Origin of the sequence: Tropicimonas marinistellae, assembly GCF_001509585.1 — a bacterium.
Lineage (GTDB): Bacteria > Pseudomonadota > Alphaproteobacteria > Rhodobacterales > Rhodobacteraceae > Tropicimonas > Tropicimonas marinistellae.
This window is the reverse complement of the sequence record NZ_LNCI01000003.1, coordinates 384,010-405,370: the sequence shown is the minus strand read 5'-3', so window position 1 is coordinate 405,370 and position 21,361 is coordinate 384,010. Positions and strand designations below refer to the sequence as shown.

Below are 21,361 nucleotides of genomic sequence, written 5' to 3'. Positions count from 1 at the left end.
TCTCTCTCCCTTGTTTCGCTCCGGGCCGACCCTCCTCCAACGGATATGCCCCCGAGCGGTGCCTGTATTCCTAGCAAAGTTGGAATAGCCGCTTCCACGCTACGACAGAGCTTTCGCTGATAGTTTTTTGCCCGAAACAGGGAAAAAAACGCACATCGCAGAACTTTTGGGCGGGGATGCGCTACGCATCGTCACCGCCGATTCCACCAGAATCGCCCGAGTTCACGCGTCGTGCACATTACGCGCGTCGAATCCCCACCGCATGCCATAGGCGAGTTGACCTGCTTGGCTCACACGCATGTGGCGAGCCGGAGGAACGCCGCACACGAGAAGCAACTCGGCAAACCAGCCCGTAACGGTATGAAAAAAAGTAAAAAAGCAGGATGGGCACTGCCCTTCCTGCTTTCACGTGGTTCAAGAGCGCACAAGCAAACCCAAGAGGCTTGAGGCGCGGTATCTGCCTGATGGCGAGCCTCAGCTCAACGGGCAAAGGGCGCGATAGCTTTCCCGATATTTGCTGTAGTGCGGCAGATACTTTTCCGCGAGATCCGCATCGGGCTCGATCCTGCCCGCAACTTTCGGGGGCGCAAATACCTCGGAGGAGACATCCCCGGTTGCACAGGAAGCCGCGAGCTTGGCGGCGCCAAACGCCGCGCCGAAATCTCCGTCCTCCGGTTGCAGAAGCGTCAGCCCAGTAACCGCCGCCATGATTTGCAGCCACTGTGTTGAGCGCGCGCCGCCGCCAACTGCGTAAGCCGCCTCAATCTCCGTGCCCGCAAGGCGCAGCGCCCGCACGCAATCGCCGAATGCCATGGCCACGCCCTCCATCGTCGCCTGAACGAGATCGGGGAGTTGCGACACCCGTTGCAAACCAAACAGAGCGCCGGTCGCGTCGGGGTCGTTATGCGGCGTCCGCTCGCCGGACAGGTACGGCAGGAACCCGATGCCGGATGGCTCCGTGATCCTCTCCGGCAGCAGCGCCGCCAGATCCGCGGGCGACCTTCCGGTTATTTCCGACAACCAGGTGAGACTGTCCGTGGCCGAGAGGATCACCCCCATCTGGTGCCAGGTCTCCGGGACGGCATGGCAAAAGGCATGCACGGCCTCGTCAGTATTCGGTGCATATCGGTCCGTGACGGCAAAGAGCACGCCGGACGTGCCAAGCGACAGGAACCCAGTTCCCGGTGAGATGACGCCCATGCCGCAAGCCGTGGCTGCATTGTCACCACCGCCACCCGCAACCGGCACCTGGGGCACGCCCCACTTTTCGGCCAGCTCCGGGCGCAACATGCCGGAGACGTCAGACCCTTCGACGAGCGACGGCATCTGCGCGATCGTCAGGCCTGTCGCCTCAAGCAGGGACTCTGACCATTGTCGCCGCGCGACATCGAGCCAGAGCGTTCCCGCGGCATCGGACATCTCGGCAACATGCTCGCCAGTCAGCCACAGCCGGACGAAATCCTTCGGCAACAGTACTTTCGCTGTTTTCTCGAAGACGTCCGGCTCATTCTCAGCGACCCAGAGCAGTTTGGGTGCCGTGAACCCGGCCATGACGATATTCCCGCCAATCCCGCGAAAATCGGCCCGCGCTTCCAGGGTCCGACACTGCTTCCCGGAGCGGCCGTCGTTCCACATAATGCAGGGACGCAGCGGTTTGTCGGCGCTGTCGAGCAACGTCGCGCCGTGCATGTGGCCCGAAAGCCCAATGGCCTTCAGCCGGGCCAATGCAGCGCCCTGCCCCTTTGCAAGTTCCGCAATGGCCGTCTCGCAAGCCGTGATCCAATCGAGGGGGTCCTGCTCCGACCATCCTGGATGCGGCCGTGAAACAGTGAGTGGGGCCTGGGCGACAGCAACACTGGCGAAGCTCTCGTCCACCAGCATCGCCTTGACGCCGGATGTCCCGATATCGAGTCCAAGGTACATAATTCGCCTCCCAAGGGCTTCAGGCGACCGGCATTTCGATCTGGATTTTCACGTCGCTGTCGCGCGCCTCAACCGCGCGGTCGAAAGCCTCGATGCTCTTCTCGAACGGCAGCGTCGCGGAAATCAGCGGCTTGAGGTCGACCTTTCCGGCACCGATCAGTGCAATCGCCCGGTCATAGATATTGGCGTAGCGGAACACCGTCTCCAGCCGCAGCTCCTTGGCCTGCAACCCGACGATATCCATCGGAACAGGGTCCACCGGCATCCCCACGAGCACGATGGCGCCACCAGGGCGGGCCAGCGCAGGCAGGTCCAGCACGGCGGGCGCGGCACCTGAGCATTCAAAGACAACATCGGCGCCCCAGCCATCCGTCGCCTCGGCAATCGCCTGCGATACCGGCTGGTGGGTTATGTTGATCGTCTCGATACCCTCGTACTTTCCGATGATGTCGAGCTTCGGCTGGGCAAGATCGGCAATGAAGACCTTGGCGCAGCCGCCCGCCAGCGCGGCAAGTGCCACCATCATGCCGATCGGCCCAGCACCCGTGACAACGCCGATATCCCCAGGCTGGATTTTTGCGCGCAGGGCACTCTGCATGCCGATGGCGAAGGGTTCCACCATCGCGCCTTCAGCAAAGGAGACCGTCGAAGGGATCTTGTAGGTGAAGGCGGCCGGATGAACGACCTCCGGCGTCAGGCAACCGTGGATCGGCGGCGTCGCCCAGAAGCGCACCGACGGATCGACATTGTAGATCCCGAGCTTCGAGGCGCGCGACGTCGGGTTCGGGATACCCGGCTCCATACAAACGCGATCCCCCGGCTTGAGATGCCTGACCTCCGGCCCCGCTGCTACCACGACGCCGGCCGCCTCGTGTCCGAGCACCATCGGCTCCTCAACAACGAAATGCCCGATCTTGCCGTGCGTGTAGTAGTGAACGTCCGATCCGCAGACACCCACAGTACGTATCGCGACCTTCACGTCCTCGGGCCCAACTTCGTCGGTCAAGGCAAACTCCCTCAGCGACAGTTTACCCTTTTCTTCAAGTACGAGTGCCTTTGCCATTGGGGTCCTCCTGCTCTCATCCGGCCGCGAGAAGCGGCGAGCACCCAGCGTTATTGCCGGCTCTTCGCGCCTGTCGCACCTCTGTCGGGAGAAGAGACAAGGTCAACTATTGGCTCCGTGTAAACCGGTCACCGCACCTGATACGGCTTCGATTTCTCCAGCCGGTAAAAAAAGTATCGCCTTTGAGTCATGCCCTTTTCAGCGCGCGCTATCAGGCTCAGTCGGCTGAGAGGCGAAGGCACACTCAATACCCCATTCAGAGGCGCACGTGGCGAATCACGCGTGCAGGGTAGTCGCGTCTACACAACGATTTCGATCCCGCGCGCGCCAAGGGACTGCAAGTTGGTTGTTGCCGATCGATTGACGGGTGAGGAATCTGGAGCCGAGTACCGGAAGCGAACCGGTGTACACCGATTTGCAATCCGGCCTGAAACACAAGGAGACCAAGGGAAACTGTTTCAAAACATGCACCGACAAACCGAGAACTTTCCGGGAAAGTCCCAAAGGCCGACGTCGCGCTCATGCTGCAAGTCTTCGCCGGTCCGGAGCGACAGAGGGAAGCGAACGCAGAGCATTGCCGCCAGGCGGATGATCTCGCGGCTGGTGCGGAAGCACTTAAACGCGTCATCCTTCTTCATCCTGAGACGCAACAAGACCGCCCTGCCCCGCTTAACCAATTCTCTGCCACCCCAAGATGACCCTTGTAGCGGACGTGCACTCGCGCAGGGCAAACTGGACGGGGCCAGATCATTCGAGCAAGATCGCTTCATGGGAGCTCCGACTTCTGCGCGACTGGAGGCGTTATGATTGCCCTTTTTGTTCTAGCCTGCATCGGCCTGCAGCTTTTCCACTACGTAATCTATCCGGGCATCGTGATTATCGCTTCTCGCATACTGCGACCCAACCGCAATGACTTCGCGGCTCCGGACGCACGCATCTCGCTTATCATATGCGCCCACAATGAAGCTGGGATCATTGGCGAGAAGCTTGCGAACTGCGCCGAGCTCAATCCTTTGCCCAACGAAGTGATTGTCGTCGACGACGGTTCGGAAGACGGAACTGGGACTCTTGTGCGCGCAGCCATGGAGCAAACACCAAATTGGTATCTGATTGAACGCTCTCCAAGGGCGGGAAAGGCGGCCGCGATGAACGTCGGCGCGGAGGCAGCTTCCGGCGATATTCTGGTATTCTCGGACGCGTCCGAGATGTACGCAACCGACGCGATTGCCTACCTGACTACGCCATTCGCGGATTCGAAGGTTGCAGTGGTCTCCGGCTCGCACAGGAAAAGCTTCGTCGAGGGGTCTGTCGCGAAGGAACTCGCGGGCGGGTCGGAAGGGATGTACTGGCGCTACGAGGACCTTGTCCGAAGAGCGGAAAGTGATCTGGGAGCGACCGTGGCTACGGTGGGATCGATGCTCGCGATCCGGCGTGATGCGTGGAACCCCATCCCGAGTGGGGTCGTGAATGACGATGCCTGGATCGGCATGACAACTCTCACGCGGGGCATGGATGTTCGCTACGCTCGGCATGCTATAGGATGGGAAGACGCGTCCCAAAGCGTGAGAGAGGAAAGAGGGCGCCGACGTCGCATCAGCGCAGGTCGGCTACGGCTTCTCACACGGCGCGAAATATGGCCGCTCAATCGTCCCGCCGTACTGGCGGCATTCATCGCGCACAAAGTTCTGAGGCTTTTCGTTCCTCTACTCTTCGTGGCAGGCCTCGCCGCCAATGTGATCGCCGTAATCCTCGACCCAACCGACAGACTCATGGTCGGGTTGCTTGCCCTTCAACTTTCGGCAATCGCGTTGGCAATCATCGGCGCCATCGCCGAAAGGCATCAGAAACGTTGGCGAATACCACACCTTTTCTTCCACGTTATGTCGTCGAGCTTGGTCACACTACTCGCGATCTGGGATGTGATTGTCGGTCGCGATCACGTCCGCTGGGCGAAGGTTTCTCGCTAGGTAGCGTTTGGCTGCGCGGATCTGATTACCGTCACCGCTTCGGCGACATTTGTTCAGAGTGCATATTCACTTTGTGACGTGCGCGTGCGTTACGGCCGATCAAGTCTCTCGCCTCGACGGTTAATCTTACCTCTCTCCGAGTCACTCTTACGACGGGTTGGCCAGCCCCAACAGAAGACAAGCCGCGCGGTGGCCTTCAGTTCACGATCCGGAGCTAACCGTCCGAGCAACGTCGTACAATCGTTCGAGATAGCGGCTCCGCGTGAACTCGGCCTCCACGCGCTGCAAAGCCGATTCCACCATCGATCGGACGTGCTTCTCGTTGGCAGGGTCGAGAACATGGCAAATTGCATCGCGATAGGACTGCGGCGATCCGTCCACGATGATACCGTCCACGTTATCGCGAATGTGATCTCTCACCCCATAGGTGTCGTTCACGATCACCGGCCGCCCCAGCCGCATCGCGTTCAGGTATGTTTGTTGACCCGCCGCGCGCACCAGGTTGGTTCGGATCGGCGTAACGACGGCAGCGGCAGATTTCATTGAGAGATAGTAATCTACGTGACTCATTGGTCCGAAAGTGACATTTGCCGGAATGTCCGTGCGTTTTTCCAGCCGGTTCGTCGCGATGACGAACTCGATATCCGGCAACATGCGAGCTGCCTCGATCAAAGGATGATAGTCGCGCTTAGAATTGCCACCAGAAAAGACAAAGCCCTTCTCTTGGACGTCCTGCTCCAGGATGTCCGAAGTAACATAATGGTAATAGGGCGCCCAGTGGACTTTCTCGGAACGTATCCCCCACTTTTCAGGGAAGGCCCGGAGCTCGTCGGACGTGTGCACGACGTAGGCTGAGATAGCGGAGTCGACCATCCGAACCACCAGGCTCTCCACATGCCCCCTGAGGCCTCCGGATGGCTCCCACATATCGCCGGCAAGCACGATGTGAGGTCGCCGCCGCCAAATGCGAAGGCAAAGCGCGGCCAGGACATCGGGCTGCAAACGCCCCGAGGCGCTGTTCAGTATGAGGCACGTTTTGTCGCCAGATTGACCGAGGATCTGAAAAACGCGGTGTATCTCATCAACCAGGCGGTGCTTTTCCGGTGGAATGTAGCAGGTTTCTATCGTGTCGATCGGGTGCTTGAAACCGATGACCCGGAATCCATTGAATGTGGTTCCGATTCCGCCGGAACTAGACACCGATCTCTCCAGCGCGCATTGCCCAAGACCCAGTTTCGACGGGGCGATTTCTCAACCGGGATGCTGTGTTGCAGATCATTTCCGCATGTCGCCGGCAGTCACCGCGTCGCAACGGCAGTCTTGTCGGCGTAGATCTCATAATAGTAGGAGATCGTCTCCCTAAGGATTTCGTCAATTCCGATCTTTGCGGACCAACCGAGAAGGGATGTCGCGTTCGTGGAGTCGATGACACGACGATCGCAATCTTCGTACCCCCCCTTTCCATAGAACTCTTCGCCGGTCACATTGAGAATCGGAAGGTTGCGCTTTCGCGGATCGCAGGAAACGTCGGCGTAGATCTCTCGCATCCGGTGGGCCAGCTCACTGATGGTCAACTCGTTCCCGTCAGCTCCGATATTGAAGATCTGCCCGGTGGCGGCGTGGGGTCGATCGAACATTGCCATCATCGCGTCGATGGCGTCGTGGATCGAGGTGATCGTCCGACGTGCTGTACCACCGTCAACCAGCAGCAAGGGTTCGTCGTCGAGCAGCGCCGTAATGAAGCATGCAAGGACACGAGGAATTCCGGTGCCGTCGCGCCCAGGAATGAAGTCCATCCGCGGACCGAAGAAATTGTATGGGCGGATTATGGTAAACGGCATCTGGCGCTCGAATCCGAGCGCATAGACATAGCGTTCCAGTGTCTGCTTGGCCGAGGCATAACACCACCGCTGCTTAGACACCGGCCCCATCACGAGAGGCGTGCGCGACTCCGACTGTACGTAGAGATCGGGATCCGAATACCCCTCCTCGGGGACATAGCTCGACACCGTGCGGCCATAGACTTCGCATGTCGAGAACTGGATCAACCAGGTATTCAGCTCGCAACACAGATCTACGATCGGCAGCGCGTCGAACAGACTGGACTTGATCACCGCGGATGGACGAATTGCGTATTCGTAGGGATTACAGATCGCAGCAAGGTTGACGACCACATCCGCCCAGGCGACCGCTTCCTGCATCGATCCGTCGGCAACAGCCTCGTCAATCGACTTGCGATGAAGCGTGAAGTTGTCGTGGCCCAGCAGGTGCTCGATCTTTCCGGCTTCGAGGTCGAACCCTACCACTTCAAGACCTACGTCCTTTAGTAGCCGCTCCAGCAGGTGACTTCCAATAAACCCAGAGCAACCTACAAGTAGAAAGCGTCGGGGCGTAGTGAGATGATGTTGGTCTTTCATGTGCTCTTGCGACTAGGTAACAGTGATCTTGTCATCGTAGTATTCGCACGTACGACGGCCAATCATCTCTGTCATGTCGTTTCTATACATCACGAATCGTCCCAAGCAAATCATTGGCGCAACAACGAATGCCTGACCGATTGTGAGCAAAGTTCCAAGCCTCTCTTCTCTCTCTGCGCCGAAAGAACGATCTGGGCGCTCCCGTTACCCGCCAGTCGCTGCGTCACCGTCGTTTGGCCGCAGAGCGCATTTGAAGATGCGCCTTCTGTGACACTAGGAAGAAAGCAAAGACCATTCCTCCGCAGATGACCTTTGAGATTAACCTTACCCAGATTTCGGCTTCTTCGCCAAGGATGCCAACCAGGATGCAGGTGCAAGCGACAAGCGCCATGCCAATCAGCGGCGGTCGGAGGCTCAAGAAAAACTCGCGCAGTGAAAACCCAATCATGCGCTGCGCCACCCAAATCGTGGCACCGGTAACAATCAGATCCGCAAGCGTTTTCCCAATCGCGACACCAGTCAATCCGAGTGGCGACAGCACGAGCATCAGCGGAACGACGAGAACGAGCCGACCAGCCGTCAACAAATTGAGAACGCCGGGATTTCCCTTGGCCTTGAACACGTCGCCGGCATTGAATCCAATGGAACGCACCGCGGCACCCAATGCAAGTACTTGGATCACCGCGATCGCCGGGCGCCATTCATCCGAATACGCGAGGTCGATGAAGTCTTCCGCCACACATGCAAGGCCGGCAGCCGACGCGAAGCACAACAGAGTGATGTACCGGTTGCTGATTAGGTAGCCGTTTCTGAGCAAGCGCGGGTGGTTCTGCATTTTGCTAAACGCGGGAAAAGCGACCTGGCTGCCGGCATAGCAAATGCCCATCACGACCAGTTCGGGGAACATCGCCGCAAGCACATATATGCCCAGCAACGCCGCATCGAATAACCGGGCGACGATCACCTGATCCATCGTTTCGACGAAAACCCCGAAGAGCGTTACCATCGAGACATGTAAGCCGAAACCAAGCAAGCTGCGCGCCACGTCCGGATTGAGACCGAGCCTGTGACGGCGGGTGGATAGCAGCCAGTAGAGAAGGGTTGCGGAAACTTGGCCAGCAATGAAGCCGCCCACCAGGCTCCAAACGCCGAAGCCGGCTAAAGCGAGGGCAATCGAGACCACTGCCCGCACTATGCTTCTGGCGACCCGCGGAACCACCCTTTGCGAGAACATGAAATTTTTGCGGTACCAGGCGTCTTGGCTGCTGCCGGCTGCAACCACCAGCAAGACTGGTGACAGGACACGAATGATCCCAGTTAGTTCCGGTTGTTCGAAGAAAGCCGCGGCGTAGGGCGCCGCGAGAAACATGAGCGCTGCCAACGCTCCGCCAACCAACAACGAAAGAGTGAACGCGGCGTCCGCCGCCGCTTCCTCGTCACCCTGCCGTTGCACCATGCCCTCGCCAGCTCCAGCATCAGCGATCGGTTCGAGATACCGCAGGATAATCATAGCGGCCCCCATAGCGCCGAATGCCTCCGGCCCGAGAATGCGCGCCAGAACGATGGTGCTGAAAAAGGTTACAATGCGAGGGGTCAGATGGGCGACATAGGTCCATCCCGCCCCAAGCAGCAACCTGCGTCCACCGATCGCCATGACCCTCCTTCCTCGACACTTGGCCGAATGACGATCCGCCGTTCGGTTCCCTCAAAGACCGTCAGACATCCGAACGGGAGGTACTAGATCACTTCTCGACACCGACGGGAATCCGTGACAATCCGCCGCAGACCACCCGACCGGGCGCGGCTGCCGATGCCATAGGCAGTTGAATTTGCGTGCCCGCCGGCACTACGCTGCGATCTGTGCTGCTTGCGCTATACTTTGACGGTCCTTTTTGGGAGCTCGCGATGTTCGGTTTATTCGGTGCCTTGGGCTGCAATCTGCATGGCGAAGACGCAGCGGCATCACATATTTCGGATTCGCCGGTTCGTGTCGAGCCACTCGATGGAGAAATAGGCTCGGGCAATGAGCAAGGACTACTCGCCCGCAAACGCCGGTTCGATCATGAATTCCACCTCGCATGCGACGTTCCATTTAACAGGGACCGAGCGTCGACGTCCGGCTCACCTTCTCCTCCCGAGACGACCGCTAGGCGCGATCGCACTGCCTGCAAATGGGTATGATATCAGTGCGCGCCGCCATGCTCACCCAATGCTACCTACCGTTCATTGGCGGCGCGGAGAAGCAATTGGCGGCAATCCTGCCACGCCTTAGAACAAAGGGCATCGAGTCTACAGTCATCACGCGACGTCTCGACGATAGCCCCGAGCGCGACACCGTCGACGGCATTCCGGTTCGTCGATTGCAGGTCCGCGGGCCAAAGCCCGTCGCATCGCTGAGTTACACCGCGATGTGTCTTCGCGAACTACATCGCATACGCCCGAACGTGGTCCATGCTTTCGAACTCCGCTCGCCGACATTGACCGCGGTGGCATATCGGGCCCTGACGGGAACGCCGGTTGTCGCGAAGGTTCTGCGCGGTGGCTCCTTGGGCGATATCTCAGCCCTGTCTCGGCGCCCGTTAGACCGGCGGCGGCTTGCGTTCATGTTGTCCCGCGTCGATGCGTTCAACGTCATTAGTCAGGAGATCGACGACGAGTTGGCCGCCGCAGGGGTTCCGGAAACGCGCCGGCATTTCATCCCAAATGGTGTCGACATCGACCTTTACCGGCCTGTCGGCTCTGAACGGAAGGCAGCGGCCCGCGCTGCGCTCGGGCTGCCTTCCGGGCCAGTCGCTCTGTGCGTCGGCAGGCTTGAGCCTGAAAAACGTTTTCTGGAACTTGCCGGGATCTGGCCGCATATCCGCGAGCGGCTGCCCCGCGCAACATTGGCCATCGTCGGCACTGGCTCGCTAGAAACGCGCCTGCGCGCGCCTGGACCGGATGGTATCGTCGTCGCTGGCAAGACGGACGACCTTCTCCCGTGGTATGCTGCAGCGGATTGCTTTGTGTTGCCATCGCGATCCGAAGGTCTGTCAAACGCATTGCTGGAAGCGATGGCAATGGGACTTACTTGCGTTGCCACCCGCGTTGGCGCTGCTCCGGATCTGCTTTCCGGTGGACTTGGCTTCCTTGTCCCGGTGGGTGACGATCGCGCCCTTCTGGATGCCATAGAGACTGCACTGGTAGCGAGCGCAGATGAAGAATTTCGAAGCGTTGAGGCGCGCCATGAACGGATTGCCTCCGATTATAGCCTTGCCAACACCACGGCACGACTAGCGGCGCTCTACACGGAACTTGCCGAGAGGCGATCACCGGGAAGCCCGCGTTAGTAGAGGCATACCACCCTCCCCGGGGTGACTTGCACGTCCCAATGTGGATTCGGCGAGGTCGCCCAACGCGTTGGCATTTCCGAGCCGGTGCTCCAAGCCGAGGCCAGAAATCGTTGACAGACGTGGTAAGCTAAATAATAATAATTTCTTATGGCTCCGTGAGGGGGGAGTATGGGGGTATCCCACTAGATCGATGGTCGTCTCATTCGACGGGATGGCGGCTTGTGAAAGCAGTGTTAGCGCTTTCATCGGCCCGCTTGTTTCGCGCAACGACGAGCCTCGAAGAGAATGTGGCGGTTCCCCGAAAAATAGCGATGGATTTGGTCGCTTAATGGGAGAGAGATTTTCGGCGAAACCTGCAAGTTTGCGCTGCGTGGTTGGCCCTTGCCGCAGTGTATATCGGTTGATGGTTTTGTCGCGTGTGTGTGCGGAGAGTTGAATTGGGGAACGATTTGATAGCCGATCGTGTGGTTTTGGACGCCGGTAGTCTTGGTGTTCGCAAACAAATCGAATGGCCGACAGATGCCGCGGCTCGAATGATCGACATAGTGCTCGCGTGCCTGGCATTGCTCGTCTACGCGCCGTTGATCGTTATCCTCGCGCTGATGATCAAGCTGGAGGCACCGAAACAGCCGATCCTGTACACGCAGACGCGCTACGGTCGTAACGGACGCCCCTTTTCGATCCTGAAGTTCAGGACCATGTTCCCCGGCGCGGACGCGCTAAAGCAGGGTCTTCTCGAACACAGCGAGGACAAGGGACCGGGCTTCAAACTTGAAAACGATCCTCGCGTCACGCCGGTCGGACGGGTCCTCCGCCGGTACTACTTCGACGAGATTCCTCAGTTCTGGAATGTTCTGAAAGGCGATATGTCCGTGGTAGGCCCTCGCGCGAACTCGGCGCCGCCCTCAAGCTACAAGCCCTGGCAACGTGTTCGGCTCAGTGTCAAACCGGGAATGACCGGCACCTGGCAGATTGCGCGGAACAAGCCGGTCGATTTCGAAAAGCGCTGCCTGATGGATCTGGACTATGTGCGCAACAAGTCGATTCCAGGCGATTTGAAGATCATTCTCGGCACGGTGCAGATGTTGATGACCCGCGCAAACGGAAAATAGCGCGGTGAGCGCGAGCACGAGAGTAGACCGTCAGAGCCGAGCCGCTTCGAATGCCCGCGCTGCTGATGTGGAGACACCAAGTGTTCGCCAAGCTGCCGCAGATGTCATCCATGTCATCGACAGTCTCGATACCGGTGGCGCCCAAACGATTGTGCTGGCGCTGGCGCGTTGCCTGACACCCGAAACCCCGGTGAATGTCCTGTCTCTCTGCGCGAGAAGCGTTGCTGTGCAAGCATCGCTCGAGGCGTCGGGCGCGCAGATATCGGAACTATCGGGAATGCGGATATGGTGGCCTGGGTCCTACCTGAAAATCGCCCGGTTTCTCCGTAAGAGCGGCGCTCCGACTGTGCATATCCATCTGACGCAAACGACCATTCTCGCAGCGCCCGTTGCCAAGCTCCTTGGAAAGCGGGTTCTCGTCTCCATCTACGATGCCGACACGGTGCCCATCACTTGGCCGAAATCGCTGGTTCTGAACTGGCTGGAACGTCTCGCCCTTGGTCACTTCTGTGACACCGCCCTGTTCGTCGGGGACCGGGCCGCCGCCGCGAACCGCCATCGTATTGGAACGACGGTGGGCATGGCGATGCCCGAGCTGGTGGCTCCCAATCCCGCCATGACCGCCGCGGAGAGATCAGACCGACGTCAAAAACTCGGGATTGCCGACAACGACATCGCCATCATCGCCACCGGCCGTTTGAGCGAGCAGAAAGAGCACATCACGCTCCTCGCGGCATTCGCAGATGTCATCGAAAGCGTTCCTGAGGCCCTCCTGCTGATTGCCGGTCGCGGAGAACTCGACAGGAAGCTGAACAAAATATGCGATACGCTGGGACTGAATGACCGGGTCCGATTTCTTGAGGATCGGCAGGACGTTCGGGAGTTGCTCGCCCTGTCAGATGTCTACGCTCTCAGTTCAGCCAGTGAAGACCTGTCTGTCTGGCTGCTCGAAGCGATGGCCGCCGGACTACCGATCGTTGCGACCGACGTCGGACATGTCGCGACCGTCGTCGGCGACGCAGCCGGCATTCTCGTGACGCACGGACGACCCGACGAGTTTGCCAATGCGCTGGTTGCGCTTTCCAGAGATTCGAAACGACGACAGGCTCTTGGCTCGGGCGCTGTAGAAGCAGTGCGTCCATATACGGATGTGGCTGGCTGGTTCCAGAGCATCGATCAAAACCATATGGCCGACCTTGAACTCCGAAATGACCGCGGAACCACCGAATGAAGGTGACGAGTCACCGGATCTTATTGTGCCTTTGCGTCGCCAACTTTCTTGCGGCAAGGCACATTCGACTGGTCGTACCGGTTGCGTCACGGAACGATATTTTCGACGGTGGCGAGTAGTCCATGTTGGCACCGTATATCCCATTTCCGCGCGACCTCGACCGCAGCGCGCATGGCCGAATTCCGGAAGCCGCTGCCGAACAGCGCAATATCAGGCTGGACGTCCCGATGGTCCTGTTGCGGTTGGCGTTCAACACCGCAATATTCTCGACCCCGAAATACAGGTTGTTTGACGCGATGCCCGTGTCATTCGTCATCGGAGTAGCCGACAGATTCTTTTCCAGAAATTTCCTGTGGTTGATACTTGTGCACATGTTCACTTGTGAGAGGATGGCACTTCTTGACGGTGTCCCACCGCAATCGAGAGAGAGGTCAGACCGTGTCTAGCACAGCCTACAAATCAAGTCGTGAAGCCGCGGCCTGGCCAATCTTGCGGCCCCTGCTGCGCAACCTTTGGTGGATCCTTGTCCTGTCCGCAGCCGTCGGCGCAGGCATGTACTACCGCGCGATGCATGAGCCGCGCTTGGACCTCGTTCGGGCCGAGATTCTCGTGCGGCCAAGCTACGAATACACCCCGCCACCGGTGGAAAGCGGCGGCGCTTACCAGCAAGTAGCGGTCAACGCGGACGATGTAATCGGCAACGAGATCCAGGTACTCTCCAAAACCGAACTCTTTGAAGGCACCCTAGCCGATGTTCCCAAGCCGACGGCCGCTATGACGGCAGACGACGAGGTACCGGAGGCGCCCGAGACGGCGGCCGAGCTAATGGAGTCGCTGGGCGTGAAACACATAGATGGAAGCACCGTGGTGGAAGTGTCGATGATGGTCGACGATCCGGAATGGGGCACCCGTTTCCTGACCCGCATGCTCGAAAACTATGTGACTGCACGAAAGGAGGTCTTCTCTAGGAATGCCTACACCTCCCGCCTGCAGGAGCAATTAGAGGCGCTGGAAGACGAACGCGAAGAATTGCAGACCAACATTGTCGGCATCTCGACGACGATCGCAAACGATTTTGCCGAATGGCTACAGCATCTTCAAATCCTGCAGGCCAATCCCACGCGGGCAGACGATGTTCGCTCGTTGGAAACGAGGTTCGCTGCACGCCTTCTACAGTTGGACGCACCTAGAGGATTCATGCAACTTTCCGAACTCTCCAACGAAACGGATCGTCTGCCGCAAACATCTTCGCAACCGGCGGAACCCAGCGTTGATGAAGTGCTGACAGTTGTCGACCGGATGTTCTTCCGAGCAGTCAGGCGCGAGGCGCTGACCAACACGTTGGCGGTTCTGGATCAGAAAATCAGCGCGCTTGAAGACGTGACGCTGCGCCACGATCTCCGACAAGCTGCAAGCGAGCCTATCATCGTTCTCTCCTCTCCTTACGTCGATCCGAATGGCGCGACCTTGCCACCACTGGGCAAAGCGTTTCTGGCAGGGTTGTTGGCAATGGCCACGTTGTCGGTCCTTACCATTATCGTGAATGGTGCCCGCCAGTCCTAGAGCCGAGGCAATGGAGACCTCCCACCAAAAAACATGGGCGACGGCAACATCCCGTATTGTCAGTAGCAAGTTGCGACGCGATACTTCCATGACGATGCCTTCGCCGACCCGCGCGTCACTCCCACATCCATCCGGAATGCGTTGCGCCTCGACGCAGATGCACCCGCTCTTGGCCATCATCGTCGCTTTTCCGCTCAAGGTTGACGTTCAGCAGGAACTGCCTTCGCAGACCATGCTCTACGTCGAAAGCAACCAAGACATCGAAAAATTCGTCGAAGCCGGTAAGATGAGACTATGGGACGTTTGGAAAGCACTAGCGAACGGCCAGCGCGACCATCATGGCGGCGACACGTTACTGATCACCCTGGCATGTCAGAAGGGACTAACCCCGAAATACTCATTGCCGATCGGTATTCACCCGGTTGCGGAGTCGCTGCCGTTCTACCGGGAACGAAACGCATCGCTCTCCTCAACGCCTATGCCACAGTCCGTAGCAATTTGATGCTGGGTTCGCACATCGTGATGCGAGTGGGGCTCGCAAGGTGGAAGTATCTGCCGAAACCAGTCCGAAACGACCTGCAACTGCTCCGACATGCTCCCATTCCTACAGCACTTTCAAATCGGCAGCAGCAACGCGTCCGACTGGTTCGGCCCGATATTTATCTGTCCGAGCCCGAAGGCTGCGCGACAGGGCGCCACGACCACACAAGATACAGTTTCACTGGTGAACGTTCACAATGCGACGTCCGCGAACTCATCGACACCGTCGCTTACCGCGGCATCAGGTGTTGCTTCAAGAACATCCCTCTGTTTCGGAACATCGGTGAGCGCCAATGATTACTGCGCTTGATCAGGCAAGTGCGCTTCCGGGCACTGATGGTCGGTTTACTCGGCCGATCGAGCGAATCGCGGACAAGCGAACCGAGTTGTTCACTATGAACGCCGGTCGCTACACAGCCGAGAATGGCAACAGAGTGTTTCGCACTCGGCAACATTTCACGTCATCACGGGCGGCAAAAAGGGATGGATAGGGCCTTCATCGGCGAGGCGGCCGACAGGGATCTCGATACCCTGAAAGACAGTGGCGTTCTGCTTGTTTGCTTAGCTATCCGGCACGGAGGGGTGGACGTTCGGATCATCCAGACGGCGCGCGCACTAGCGCAACTCGGTATACCCTACCGGGTAGCCGTGATTGAAGGCGCACCGCTTCACGCGTCATTACGCGACCTGGGGCTGGCGGTCGCACCGATCGGACGACGCAGGTCGGACCCGCGTATCGTGTTTGACCTGATGCGCCTTGCAAGGGAATTCGGGCTATCGGTGATCGATGCCCACAACACGCAATCGCAATTCTGGAGCGGGCTCGTCGCCGTCGCGGCACGGATCCCGGCCCGGATTGCCACTGTGCATTCCGTCTATCGCGAGGAATACGCCAGCGCCATTCGGTGCCGAATGCATGAATCCGCATTGCGATTGTGTGCTCGTTCGGGTTTTCGGTTTGTATGCGTTTCGTCCAACGTGCAGCGATATCTGATAGAAGTCCTCGGCATTCCCCAAGAGAATACGGTGTTGTCTCGCAACGGCCTCGAACGGCTTGAAGCGCTCCCTGTCCCGGCTGACCTGCGCGCGGAAGCTGGCTGGGCCCCAGACGCGTTTTTGATAGCGATGATTGGGCGACTTTATCCACGTAAAGGTCACCGTTTTCTGCTGGAAGCCCTTCGGGAGCTTGCGGCAAACGGCGATACGCGCCCGCACCTGTTCATCGCCGGTACCGGCGGCGAAGAAGGACCACTGCGGGACATGGTCGCTCGCTACAACTTGACCGACCGGGTGCATTTCGCCGGTTTTCGTCAGGACGTGACCTCGATCCTGGCTGCCGCCGATCTCCTCTGCCTGCCGTCAACCAGTGAGGGCTTGCCCTATGTGGTTCTTGAAGCCGCCCGGCAGGGCGTCCCCGTTCTGGCGTCGAGACTGGAAGGGACCGATGACACGTTCGTTGATGGCGAGACCATTTTGTTCACGCCTGCCCGTGACGTTGAAGCCCTTGGTCACGCGCTCGCAAGAGCCATCGACGACCCGGCAATGCTGCGTCGCATCGGCTCCGCAGCGCACGCCATGTTCGAAGAGAAACTCGGAGCGAAGCGCGCGATTGACGAGACGCTAGCTGCCTACGAAACGGCTTTGGTCGAGAGAACCTGACAGATGGAGAGAAAAAGGCTCTTGTAGCCCACATTCTATTTCAATGCGAACCTCGCCCCCTTCGTGCAGACTTGGCTTTTCCAGCGTCGCAACTGTGTCTCTTGAACTCCAAGTTCCGCCGCAACATTCAAGGTCCTCAAACCGCCCGCCTCAATTTGCTCAGCGGCCGGACGCTTGAACTCATCCGGAACACCCCGGCGCTTCGCTCTCCCATCGGGTATCCGGTCCATACGCTCGAATCCCTATCATGGGAGTCCATCGAATCGGAGCGGGATCCAGGCCGTCAATTTGGAACTCCGTTCCCGAAGGATTGATTGTCGCGCATAATCGCAGGTAGTGATGCTTGGTTCGCGACGAAGCCGTGATACCGATTGTTGGATGCGACGTTCTGGACGATGAAATGAGCCGGGCCTGTCTTGTTTCGACCGAGTTTGAATCCATTTCCATCGCCCGCCGGGTTGCTTGTTCCCGGCACGTAGCCATTTCGCGTGGCTTCGGAATTGTGGATCGTGACGGGGGCCTCGGCTTCCCATAGATCGAAGCCGTCGTCGGAGTTGGAAAAGGATTTACAGTTCGACACGACGTTCCCGACGGCGTCAGTCGTCAAGTAGGCCAGCTGTATCCCATCGGCGTTTCCACCGGGCGGCGTCGCAAGCGGGTCGTAATTGTCATGCGAAGTGCATTGTTCGATTAGATTGCTGGCCGATCGCCCGGTGACGAGGATCCCGGGGCCCTCGTTTGCAAAGCTTTCCACGTCGGTCAATCGATTGTGCGAAGCACCCTCCAAGTGGATTCCGATCGACCACGCTCCTTGTGCGTTCTGCCGTGCGCGCGTCACTCCCAGTTTCTCAAGGTTCCACCAATCCCCTGTGATCTGGAGACAGGTCACTCCGGCTTCGCGGCTCATCTCGCCGCAATTCAGGATTGCGTTGCCACCGTCGCCGCGAAGCGTAATCGAGGCGTTCTGCCGGCCGCTGTTCGAAAGAGCCAGACCTACTGCTTCGTCGCCGGAAAAAACGTACTGTCCGGGCTCGAGAAGAATGACATCGCCAGGTCGGGCAGTAGAAACCGCTTGCTTGAGTCCGCGTGCGCCCTCTGCCATCGTCACCCTGATTTCCGTACCGGTCTTCGTCTCCGTGGAGGCCCCCGTGCCGGTAGCGGTACAGGAGGCCTGCGCGGTAGCAAATAGCACCATGACGGCCGACATCAGACACCACCCGACCCTCGATGGTTCTACCCGTGAATTCGTCATCCCTGCTCGTCCCGCCGGTTCAGCGCTCGCTCGATGTCAACCATTGCCTTCTGGTAGCTACGGGCGCAAGCCCCACGTTCGCCGGACGCGATTGCGCCATCGTCGACTTTTTCGTCAAGTGATGGGACCTGCGTGCACAGTCAGCGTTCGGTGGAATCGGCCGCCACGGTACTCGAAGCGATGGAGATGGCTAGTACAGTTTTGACCTCTCCCCAAGGATCCCGCATGCTTTGCGAGAGTTTGCGGGCCCGGATCTCGCTGTCTTGGTCATCGATTTGGGAATGTGCGTCGGGCGCGGAATCTTCCAGCCAGGGCCTAGCCACGGCGAACAATAAGCATCGGCGCTGCGACTGCGAGCGCGCAACCTGCTAGAATACCAATTATGCCCGCCATGAGTGCTTTTTCTGGTGGACGGAGTCCTATGCTGTCGAACTCCACATAGGGCGGTGTGACAACGGAAATGTTGTGGCTTGCGGCTTTGCGCAGGCTGTCGCGCTGCAAGGCAGAGTGCAGAAAAACCGCTCTGCGCGTGTTGGTCGCCACGGTTCGATCAATATCGGTGACGCGCTCGAACGCACTTTCCAAAGAACTCAGCCTTTCGTTGAGAACCGCGATCTGCACGTCAGGAGCTGCGGAAGTGCCAACTTCCGGCGCGTCGCTCTCCGCAGTTTCGATCTGATCGAACTCCGATTGCAATTCTCGCCAACCGGGAAGCGTAGACATCCGCACCCTGAGCTTAACCAAATTGTCGTTGAGACTCCTCGAGTTCTCTCGTTCGGCAGCATCGTCGCGGAGCACGCTTAGACCATCCCAAAACAACGGAAGTTCACGACCAGCGACTTGCACCAACAGGTCACGCTCGCGCGACAGTACTTCGTTCTCTGCCCTCAGCGCCGAAAGACGGTCTCGCACGTACCCGGAATAGTGCGACCGTTTGCTGAGTTCCTCGTGCCTTTTGAAGTAGGCGTTCGTCAGGCCCTCAAGAAACCTGAGCGAGAGATCTGGATCTTCTCCAATCACCGATACAGACAAGATGTTACTGCCCTCGAGACGCTGGATCGCAATCCGTCCCAGCATTCCCTCGACCGATGGCGAAGGACCCTCTGCCGGTATCGACAATTGGCTGGCGGCTTCAGAAACCACTCGCGGACTGGACAGTATTTGAACCTCTGTACCGAGCACGTCGTCGGCGTCAAATAGCACCTGCTGGAAATCTCCTCCAACGTCCGAAGGCGACGGTGTGTACTCGTACCCAATGCGGATCATGACTTCCGTGGTGGCCCTGTGGATCGGAGCAGCGTTCGACGTGAGAAAATAGACCGCAAGGGACAAGAGGGTGGAAGAAAGGAGTATCGGCAAGATATTCGCGAGTATCGGGCGAACAATTTCGGCTTCGGCAAAGCTGCGCGGCCGAGCGCGACCTTCTTCAGGCATGGCGGACATCGCCCATAAACCGCGCTTTCCAAGGTTGCCGCACCGTATCGACCCGCTCGAAGGCGTAAAGAAGGGTCAGCATGAGCCACATCAGATTGAAGTAGGCGTCGTGGAGAAACACCGCAGAGATCAACATGCCCACAGTGCCTGAGACCACCATACTGCGATGAAGTTCCAGCCTTGTGTCGGTTCCATCACGGCGCTTTGCCGCAGTGAATGCGAGCCAGATGACGGCGAAAAGAGCAATCAGTCCGGCAATGCCCTGTTCAGCCGCGACCTCGAGATACAGGCTGTGGGCAGCCCGGTCCGTGGAGCGTAGATCGAGATCCCTCTGAACCGAAATCGCCTGATAATTGAACTCGACTTGCCCAAAGCCGACACCGGTCCAGGGAGCCTCGGAAAATGCGATCGCGGCGACCTTCATCTCGGAGATCCGGCCTGAAACAGAAATCTCAGAAATCCGTTGACCGGTCGCTGCCTCGGAAACCGCTGTGAATGCGTCCTCGAAGCGTTCGAGTTTTCCAGGGGTGAGCATAATCACCGCCAGTGCGGGCGGCGCGAGCAAGGCAATCAGGTAAGCCTTCCGCGTATATACCATCACGACAATGATCATTGCCACCATGGCAACCGCGCCACCACGCGACAGAGTCATCAAAACCGCTGCAGCGATGACGCTCGACATGATCGCGAAAACAACGCGTTGCCAGCGCTGGATCTCACTCATTGCGCTGCCGAGGCTAATCGCCAGTCCGGGAAGCAACATCTGAGCATAGTAGTTCGGGTTTTCGATCGGCCCACTCGGCCGGAAACTGTCGCTATCTCCAGAGACATGCGCGACAACGCCGCGTGCCAACCCGAAGTAGTCGTTGCTGGTTGTTCCGCTCAGTTTCTGGAAAACGGTCAAGGCGGACACCAGGAAGGCGGCCGATGCAAGCGCCCAACATGCGCTTAGAAACCTATCCCGATCGTTAATGAGAAAGAAGAGCGCGAAGCTGATCATCGGGATTGGAGCGAAATCCCGGAGCGCTTCGAGGCTCTGACCCGGCGTTGCAGAAAACATGATCGACAGAAGAACAGCAATCAACCACAGCGTCATCGCCAGAAAATAGCGGGCGGCACCGGCCGGTTGCTCTCCAAAGCGAATTAGTAACAGCAACGCGAGGCCCGTGGATGCTGCAAAAACAACAGGGTGTGCGATGCCGACACCGAACCGGGTGGAAAGCACGTAGTTTCCGTTGATGCCGATGAAGAAGACAATCGCAAACACGGCCCAGGCTGAGTATTTCCCCGTCACGGCAAGCTCACTTCGGAAAGGCGAATGGTAGCCGCGTCCTTGCTCGGTGAGCCATTCGCTTCTTGACCGGCTTGCACTCGACGGATCACATCGAGCAAGGCAATCGGCATGTTCCGCTCCTCCACAATCGTGTCCCACCAAGACTTCGTTCCAAACGTCCGCTAGCTTTCTCCCTCGGCGGTCCTTCAGTCAAATGCGAACGCCGGCGCGGCACCGGACCGGGTGCGTTCCCACCGTTCACCGGGGCTCGAAACAGGAACCGATTGAGATGCCTTCCTGGAAAAACCCGAGAGTAGACCGGGTCGCCACCGCGGAGGGCATTCGTGGCGACGGGGGAGTCGGGGATGCTCCAAACAAAGATTTGGGTAATCGGTGGCCATCGCAATTCAGTTGCCCGCACGACATCAAGGCGACAGTAGTTCACTTCCGTCACTCCGGCGACGCTGAATGCGAGAAATGCGCCGACACTTGCATGACCGTTCTCGAAGCGCCGGACGTTGCTACTATCCCCGCATTCGGCAACCGGGATGTCACCTTTACATTGCGTGATCGCCCACACTTTGAACCTACGCTC

At 58.7% G+C, this 21,361-nt stretch carries 16 protein-coding genes and 1 pseudogene; 7 read left to right on the top strand and 10 right to left on the bottom strand.

Going from position 1 to position 21,361, the window contains the following annotated elements; genetic code table 11:
* Positions 1-474: 474 nt before the first annotated feature.
* The 3 genes and pseudogenes from xylB to ARC39_RS26140 all read right to left on the bottom strand — a co-directional run.
* A complete protein-coding gene (gene xylB / locus ARC39_RS08130; RefSeq protein ID WP_068112753.1) occupies positions 475-1,923 on the bottom strand; it encodes a xylulokinase in 1,449 nt (482 codons plus the stop codon).
* A 19-nt stretch (positions 1,924-1,942) separates the two neighbouring features.
* Positions 1,943-2,986 (bottom strand): NAD(P)-dependent alcohol dehydrogenase, encoded by a 1,044-nt coding sequence (locus ARC39_RS08125; RefSeq protein WP_068112751.1) that lies wholly within the window; start codon positions 2,984-2,986, stop codon positions 1,943-1,945.
* A gap of 509 nt (positions 2,987-3,495) precedes the next feature.
* Positions 3,496-3,624: pseudogene (locus ARC39_RS26140) on the bottom strand (IS6 family transposase); the annotation flags it as partial.
* A gap of 165 nt (positions 3,625-3,789) precedes the next feature.
* Here ARC39_RS26140 and ARC39_RS08115 point away from each other — a divergent pair.
* The gene (locus ARC39_RS08115) at positions 3,790-4,953 is read left to right on the top strand and encodes a glycosyltransferase (RefSeq protein WP_068112749.1); all 1,164 of its coding nucleotides are present in this window, start codon (positions 3,790-3,792) and stop codon (positions 4,951-4,953) included.
* A gap of 201 nt (positions 4,954-5,154) precedes the next feature.
* Here ARC39_RS08115 and ARC39_RS08110 read toward each other — a convergent pair whose 3' ends face one another.
* From ARC39_RS08110 to ARC39_RS08100, 3 genes are all read right to left on the bottom strand, one after another.
* Positions 5,155-5,826: a glycosyltransferase gene (locus tag ARC39_RS08110; RefSeq protein WP_236545165.1), complete on the bottom strand. Its 672-nt coding sequence runs from the start codon at positions 5,824-5,826 to the stop codon at positions 5,155-5,157.
* A gap of 425 nt (positions 5,827-6,251) precedes the next feature.
* Positions 6,252-7,370: an NAD-dependent epimerase/dehydratase family protein gene (locus ARC39_RS08105; protein WP_078059142.1), complete on the bottom strand. Its 1,119-nt coding sequence runs from the start codon at positions 7,368-7,370 to the stop codon at positions 6,252-6,254.
* 223 nt (positions 7,371-7,593) lie between these two features.
* Positions 7,594-9,024, bottom strand: coding sequence for a lipopolysaccharide biosynthesis protein (locus ARC39_RS08100; RefSeq protein ID WP_068112739.1), 1,431 nt, complete (start codon positions 9,022-9,024; stop codon positions 7,594-7,596).
* Positions 9,025-9,547: 523 nt separating this feature from the next.
* On the opposite strand from ARC39_RS08100, the gene ARC39_RS08095 reads away from it, so the two are divergent.
* The 6 genes from ARC39_RS08095 (at position 9,548) to ARC39_RS08065 (ending at position 16,807) form a co-directional block, all read left to right on the top strand.
* Entirely contained in the window at positions 9,548-10,699 is a 1,152-nt protein-coding gene (locus ARC39_RS08095) for a glycosyltransferase family 4 protein (protein WP_161470946.1), read from the top strand.
* Between the two features lie 536 nt (positions 10,700-11,235).
* Positions 11,236-11,814 (top strand): sugar transferase, encoded by a 579-nt coding sequence (locus ARC39_RS08090; protein WP_149866357.1) that lies wholly within the window; start codon positions 11,236-11,238, stop codon positions 11,812-11,814.
* A 4-nt stretch (positions 11,815-11,818) separates the two neighbouring features.
* Complete coding sequence (locus tag ARC39_RS08085; protein WP_149866356.1) at positions 11,819-13,045, top strand: glycosyltransferase; 1,227 nt, start codon at positions 11,819-11,821, stop codon at positions 13,043-13,045.
* 438 nt (positions 13,046-13,483) lie between these two features.
* Complete coding sequence (locus tag ARC39_RS08075; RefSeq protein WP_149866355.1) at positions 13,484-14,608, top strand: hypothetical protein; 1,125 nt, start codon at positions 13,484-13,486, stop codon at positions 14,606-14,608.
* A gap of 10 nt (positions 14,609-14,618) precedes the next feature.
* A complete protein-coding gene (locus tag ARC39_RS08070; RefSeq protein WP_149866354.1) occupies positions 14,619-15,110 on the top strand; it encodes a hypothetical protein in 492 nt (163 codons plus the stop codon).
* 461 nt (positions 15,111-15,571) lie between these two features.
* Positions 15,572-16,807, top strand: a complete 1,236-nt coding sequence (locus ARC39_RS08065; protein WP_078059141.1) for a glycosyltransferase family 4 protein — start codon at positions 15,572-15,574, stop codon at positions 16,805-16,807.
* 35 nt (positions 16,808-16,842) lie between these two features.
* Here the strand turns inward: ARC39_RS08065 and ARC39_RS26470 are convergent, their stop codons facing one another.
* The 4 genes from ARC39_RS26470 to ARC39_RS08050 all read right to left on the bottom strand — a co-directional run bounded on the left by ARC39_RS26470 (position 16,843) and on the right by ARC39_RS08050 (position 20,925).
* On the bottom strand, positions 16,843-17,037 hold the full coding sequence (locus ARC39_RS26470) for a transposase (protein ID WP_078059140.1): 195 nt from the start codon (positions 17,035-17,037) through the stop codon (positions 16,843-16,845).
* A 53-nt stretch (positions 17,038-17,090) separates the two neighbouring features.
* Positions 17,091-18,014: a right-handed parallel beta-helix repeat-containing protein gene (locus ARC39_RS08060; protein ID WP_068112714.1), complete on the bottom strand. Its 924-nt coding sequence runs from the start codon at positions 18,012-18,014 to the stop codon at positions 17,091-17,093.
* Positions 18,015-18,374: 360 nt separating this feature from the next.
* Complete coding sequence (locus tag ARC39_RS08055; RefSeq protein ID WP_149866352.1) at positions 18,375-19,493, bottom strand: GumC domain-containing protein; 1,119 nt, start codon at positions 19,491-19,493, stop codon at positions 18,375-18,377.
* Positions 19,486-20,925, bottom strand: a complete 1,440-nt coding sequence (locus ARC39_RS08050; RefSeq protein WP_236545164.1) for an O-antigen ligase family protein — start codon at positions 20,923-20,925, stop codon at positions 19,486-19,488. The genes ARC39_RS08055 and ARC39_RS08050 overlap by 8 nt, the downstream gene beginning before the upstream one ends.
* Positions 20,926-21,361: the final 436 nt, after the last annotated feature.

Coding starts and splice junctions, on each gene's coding strand:
- ARC39_RS08115 (WP_068112749.1), top strand. CDS start 3,790: ATGATTGCCCTTTTTGTTCTAGCCTGCATCGGCCTGCAGCTTTTCCAC.
- ARC39_RS08055 (WP_149866352.1), bottom strand. CDS start 19,493: ATGCCTGAAGAAGGTCGCGCTCGGCCGCGCAGCTTTGCCGAAGCCGAA.
- ARC39_RS08125 (WP_068112751.1), bottom strand. CDS start 2,986: ATGGCAAAGGCACTCGTACTTGAAGAAAAGGGTAAACTGTCGCTGAGG.
- ARC39_RS08105 (WP_078059142.1), bottom strand. CDS start 7,370: ATGAAAGACCAACATCATCTCACTACGCCCCGACGCTTTCTACTTGTA.
- ARC39_RS08100 (WP_068112739.1), bottom strand. CDS start 9,024: ATGGCGATCGGTGGACGCAGGTTGCTGCTTGGGGCGGGATGGACCTAT.
- ARC39_RS08070 (WP_149866354.1), top strand. CDS start 14,619: ATGGAGACCTCCCACCAAAAAACATGGGCGACGGCAACATCCCGTATT.
- ARC39_RS08090 (WP_149866357.1), top strand. CDS start 11,236: ATGATCGACATAGTGCTCGCGTGCCTGGCATTGCTCGTCTACGCGCCG.
- ARC39_RS26470 (WP_078059140.1), bottom strand. CDS start 17,037: ATGGACCGGATACCCGATGGGAGAGCGAAGCGCCGGGGTGTTCCGGAT.
- ARC39_RS08110 (WP_236545165.1), bottom strand. CDS start 5,826: ATGGTCGACTCCGCTATCTCAGCCTACGTCGTGCACACGTCCGACGAG.
- ARC39_RS08060 (WP_068112714.1), bottom strand. CDS start 18,014: ATGTCGGCCGTCATGGTGCTATTTGCTACCGCGCAGGCCTCCTGTACC.
- ARC39_RS08065 (WP_078059141.1), top strand. CDS start 15,572: ATGGCAACAGAGTGTTTCGCACTCGGCAACATTTCACGTCATCACGGG.
- ARC39_RS08095 (WP_161470946.1), top strand. CDS start 9,548: ATGATATCAGTGCGCGCCGCCATGCTCACCCAATGCTACCTACCGTTC.
- xylB (WP_068112753.1), bottom strand. CDS start 1,923: ATGTACCTTGGACTCGATATCGGGACATCCGGCGTCAAGGCGATGCTG.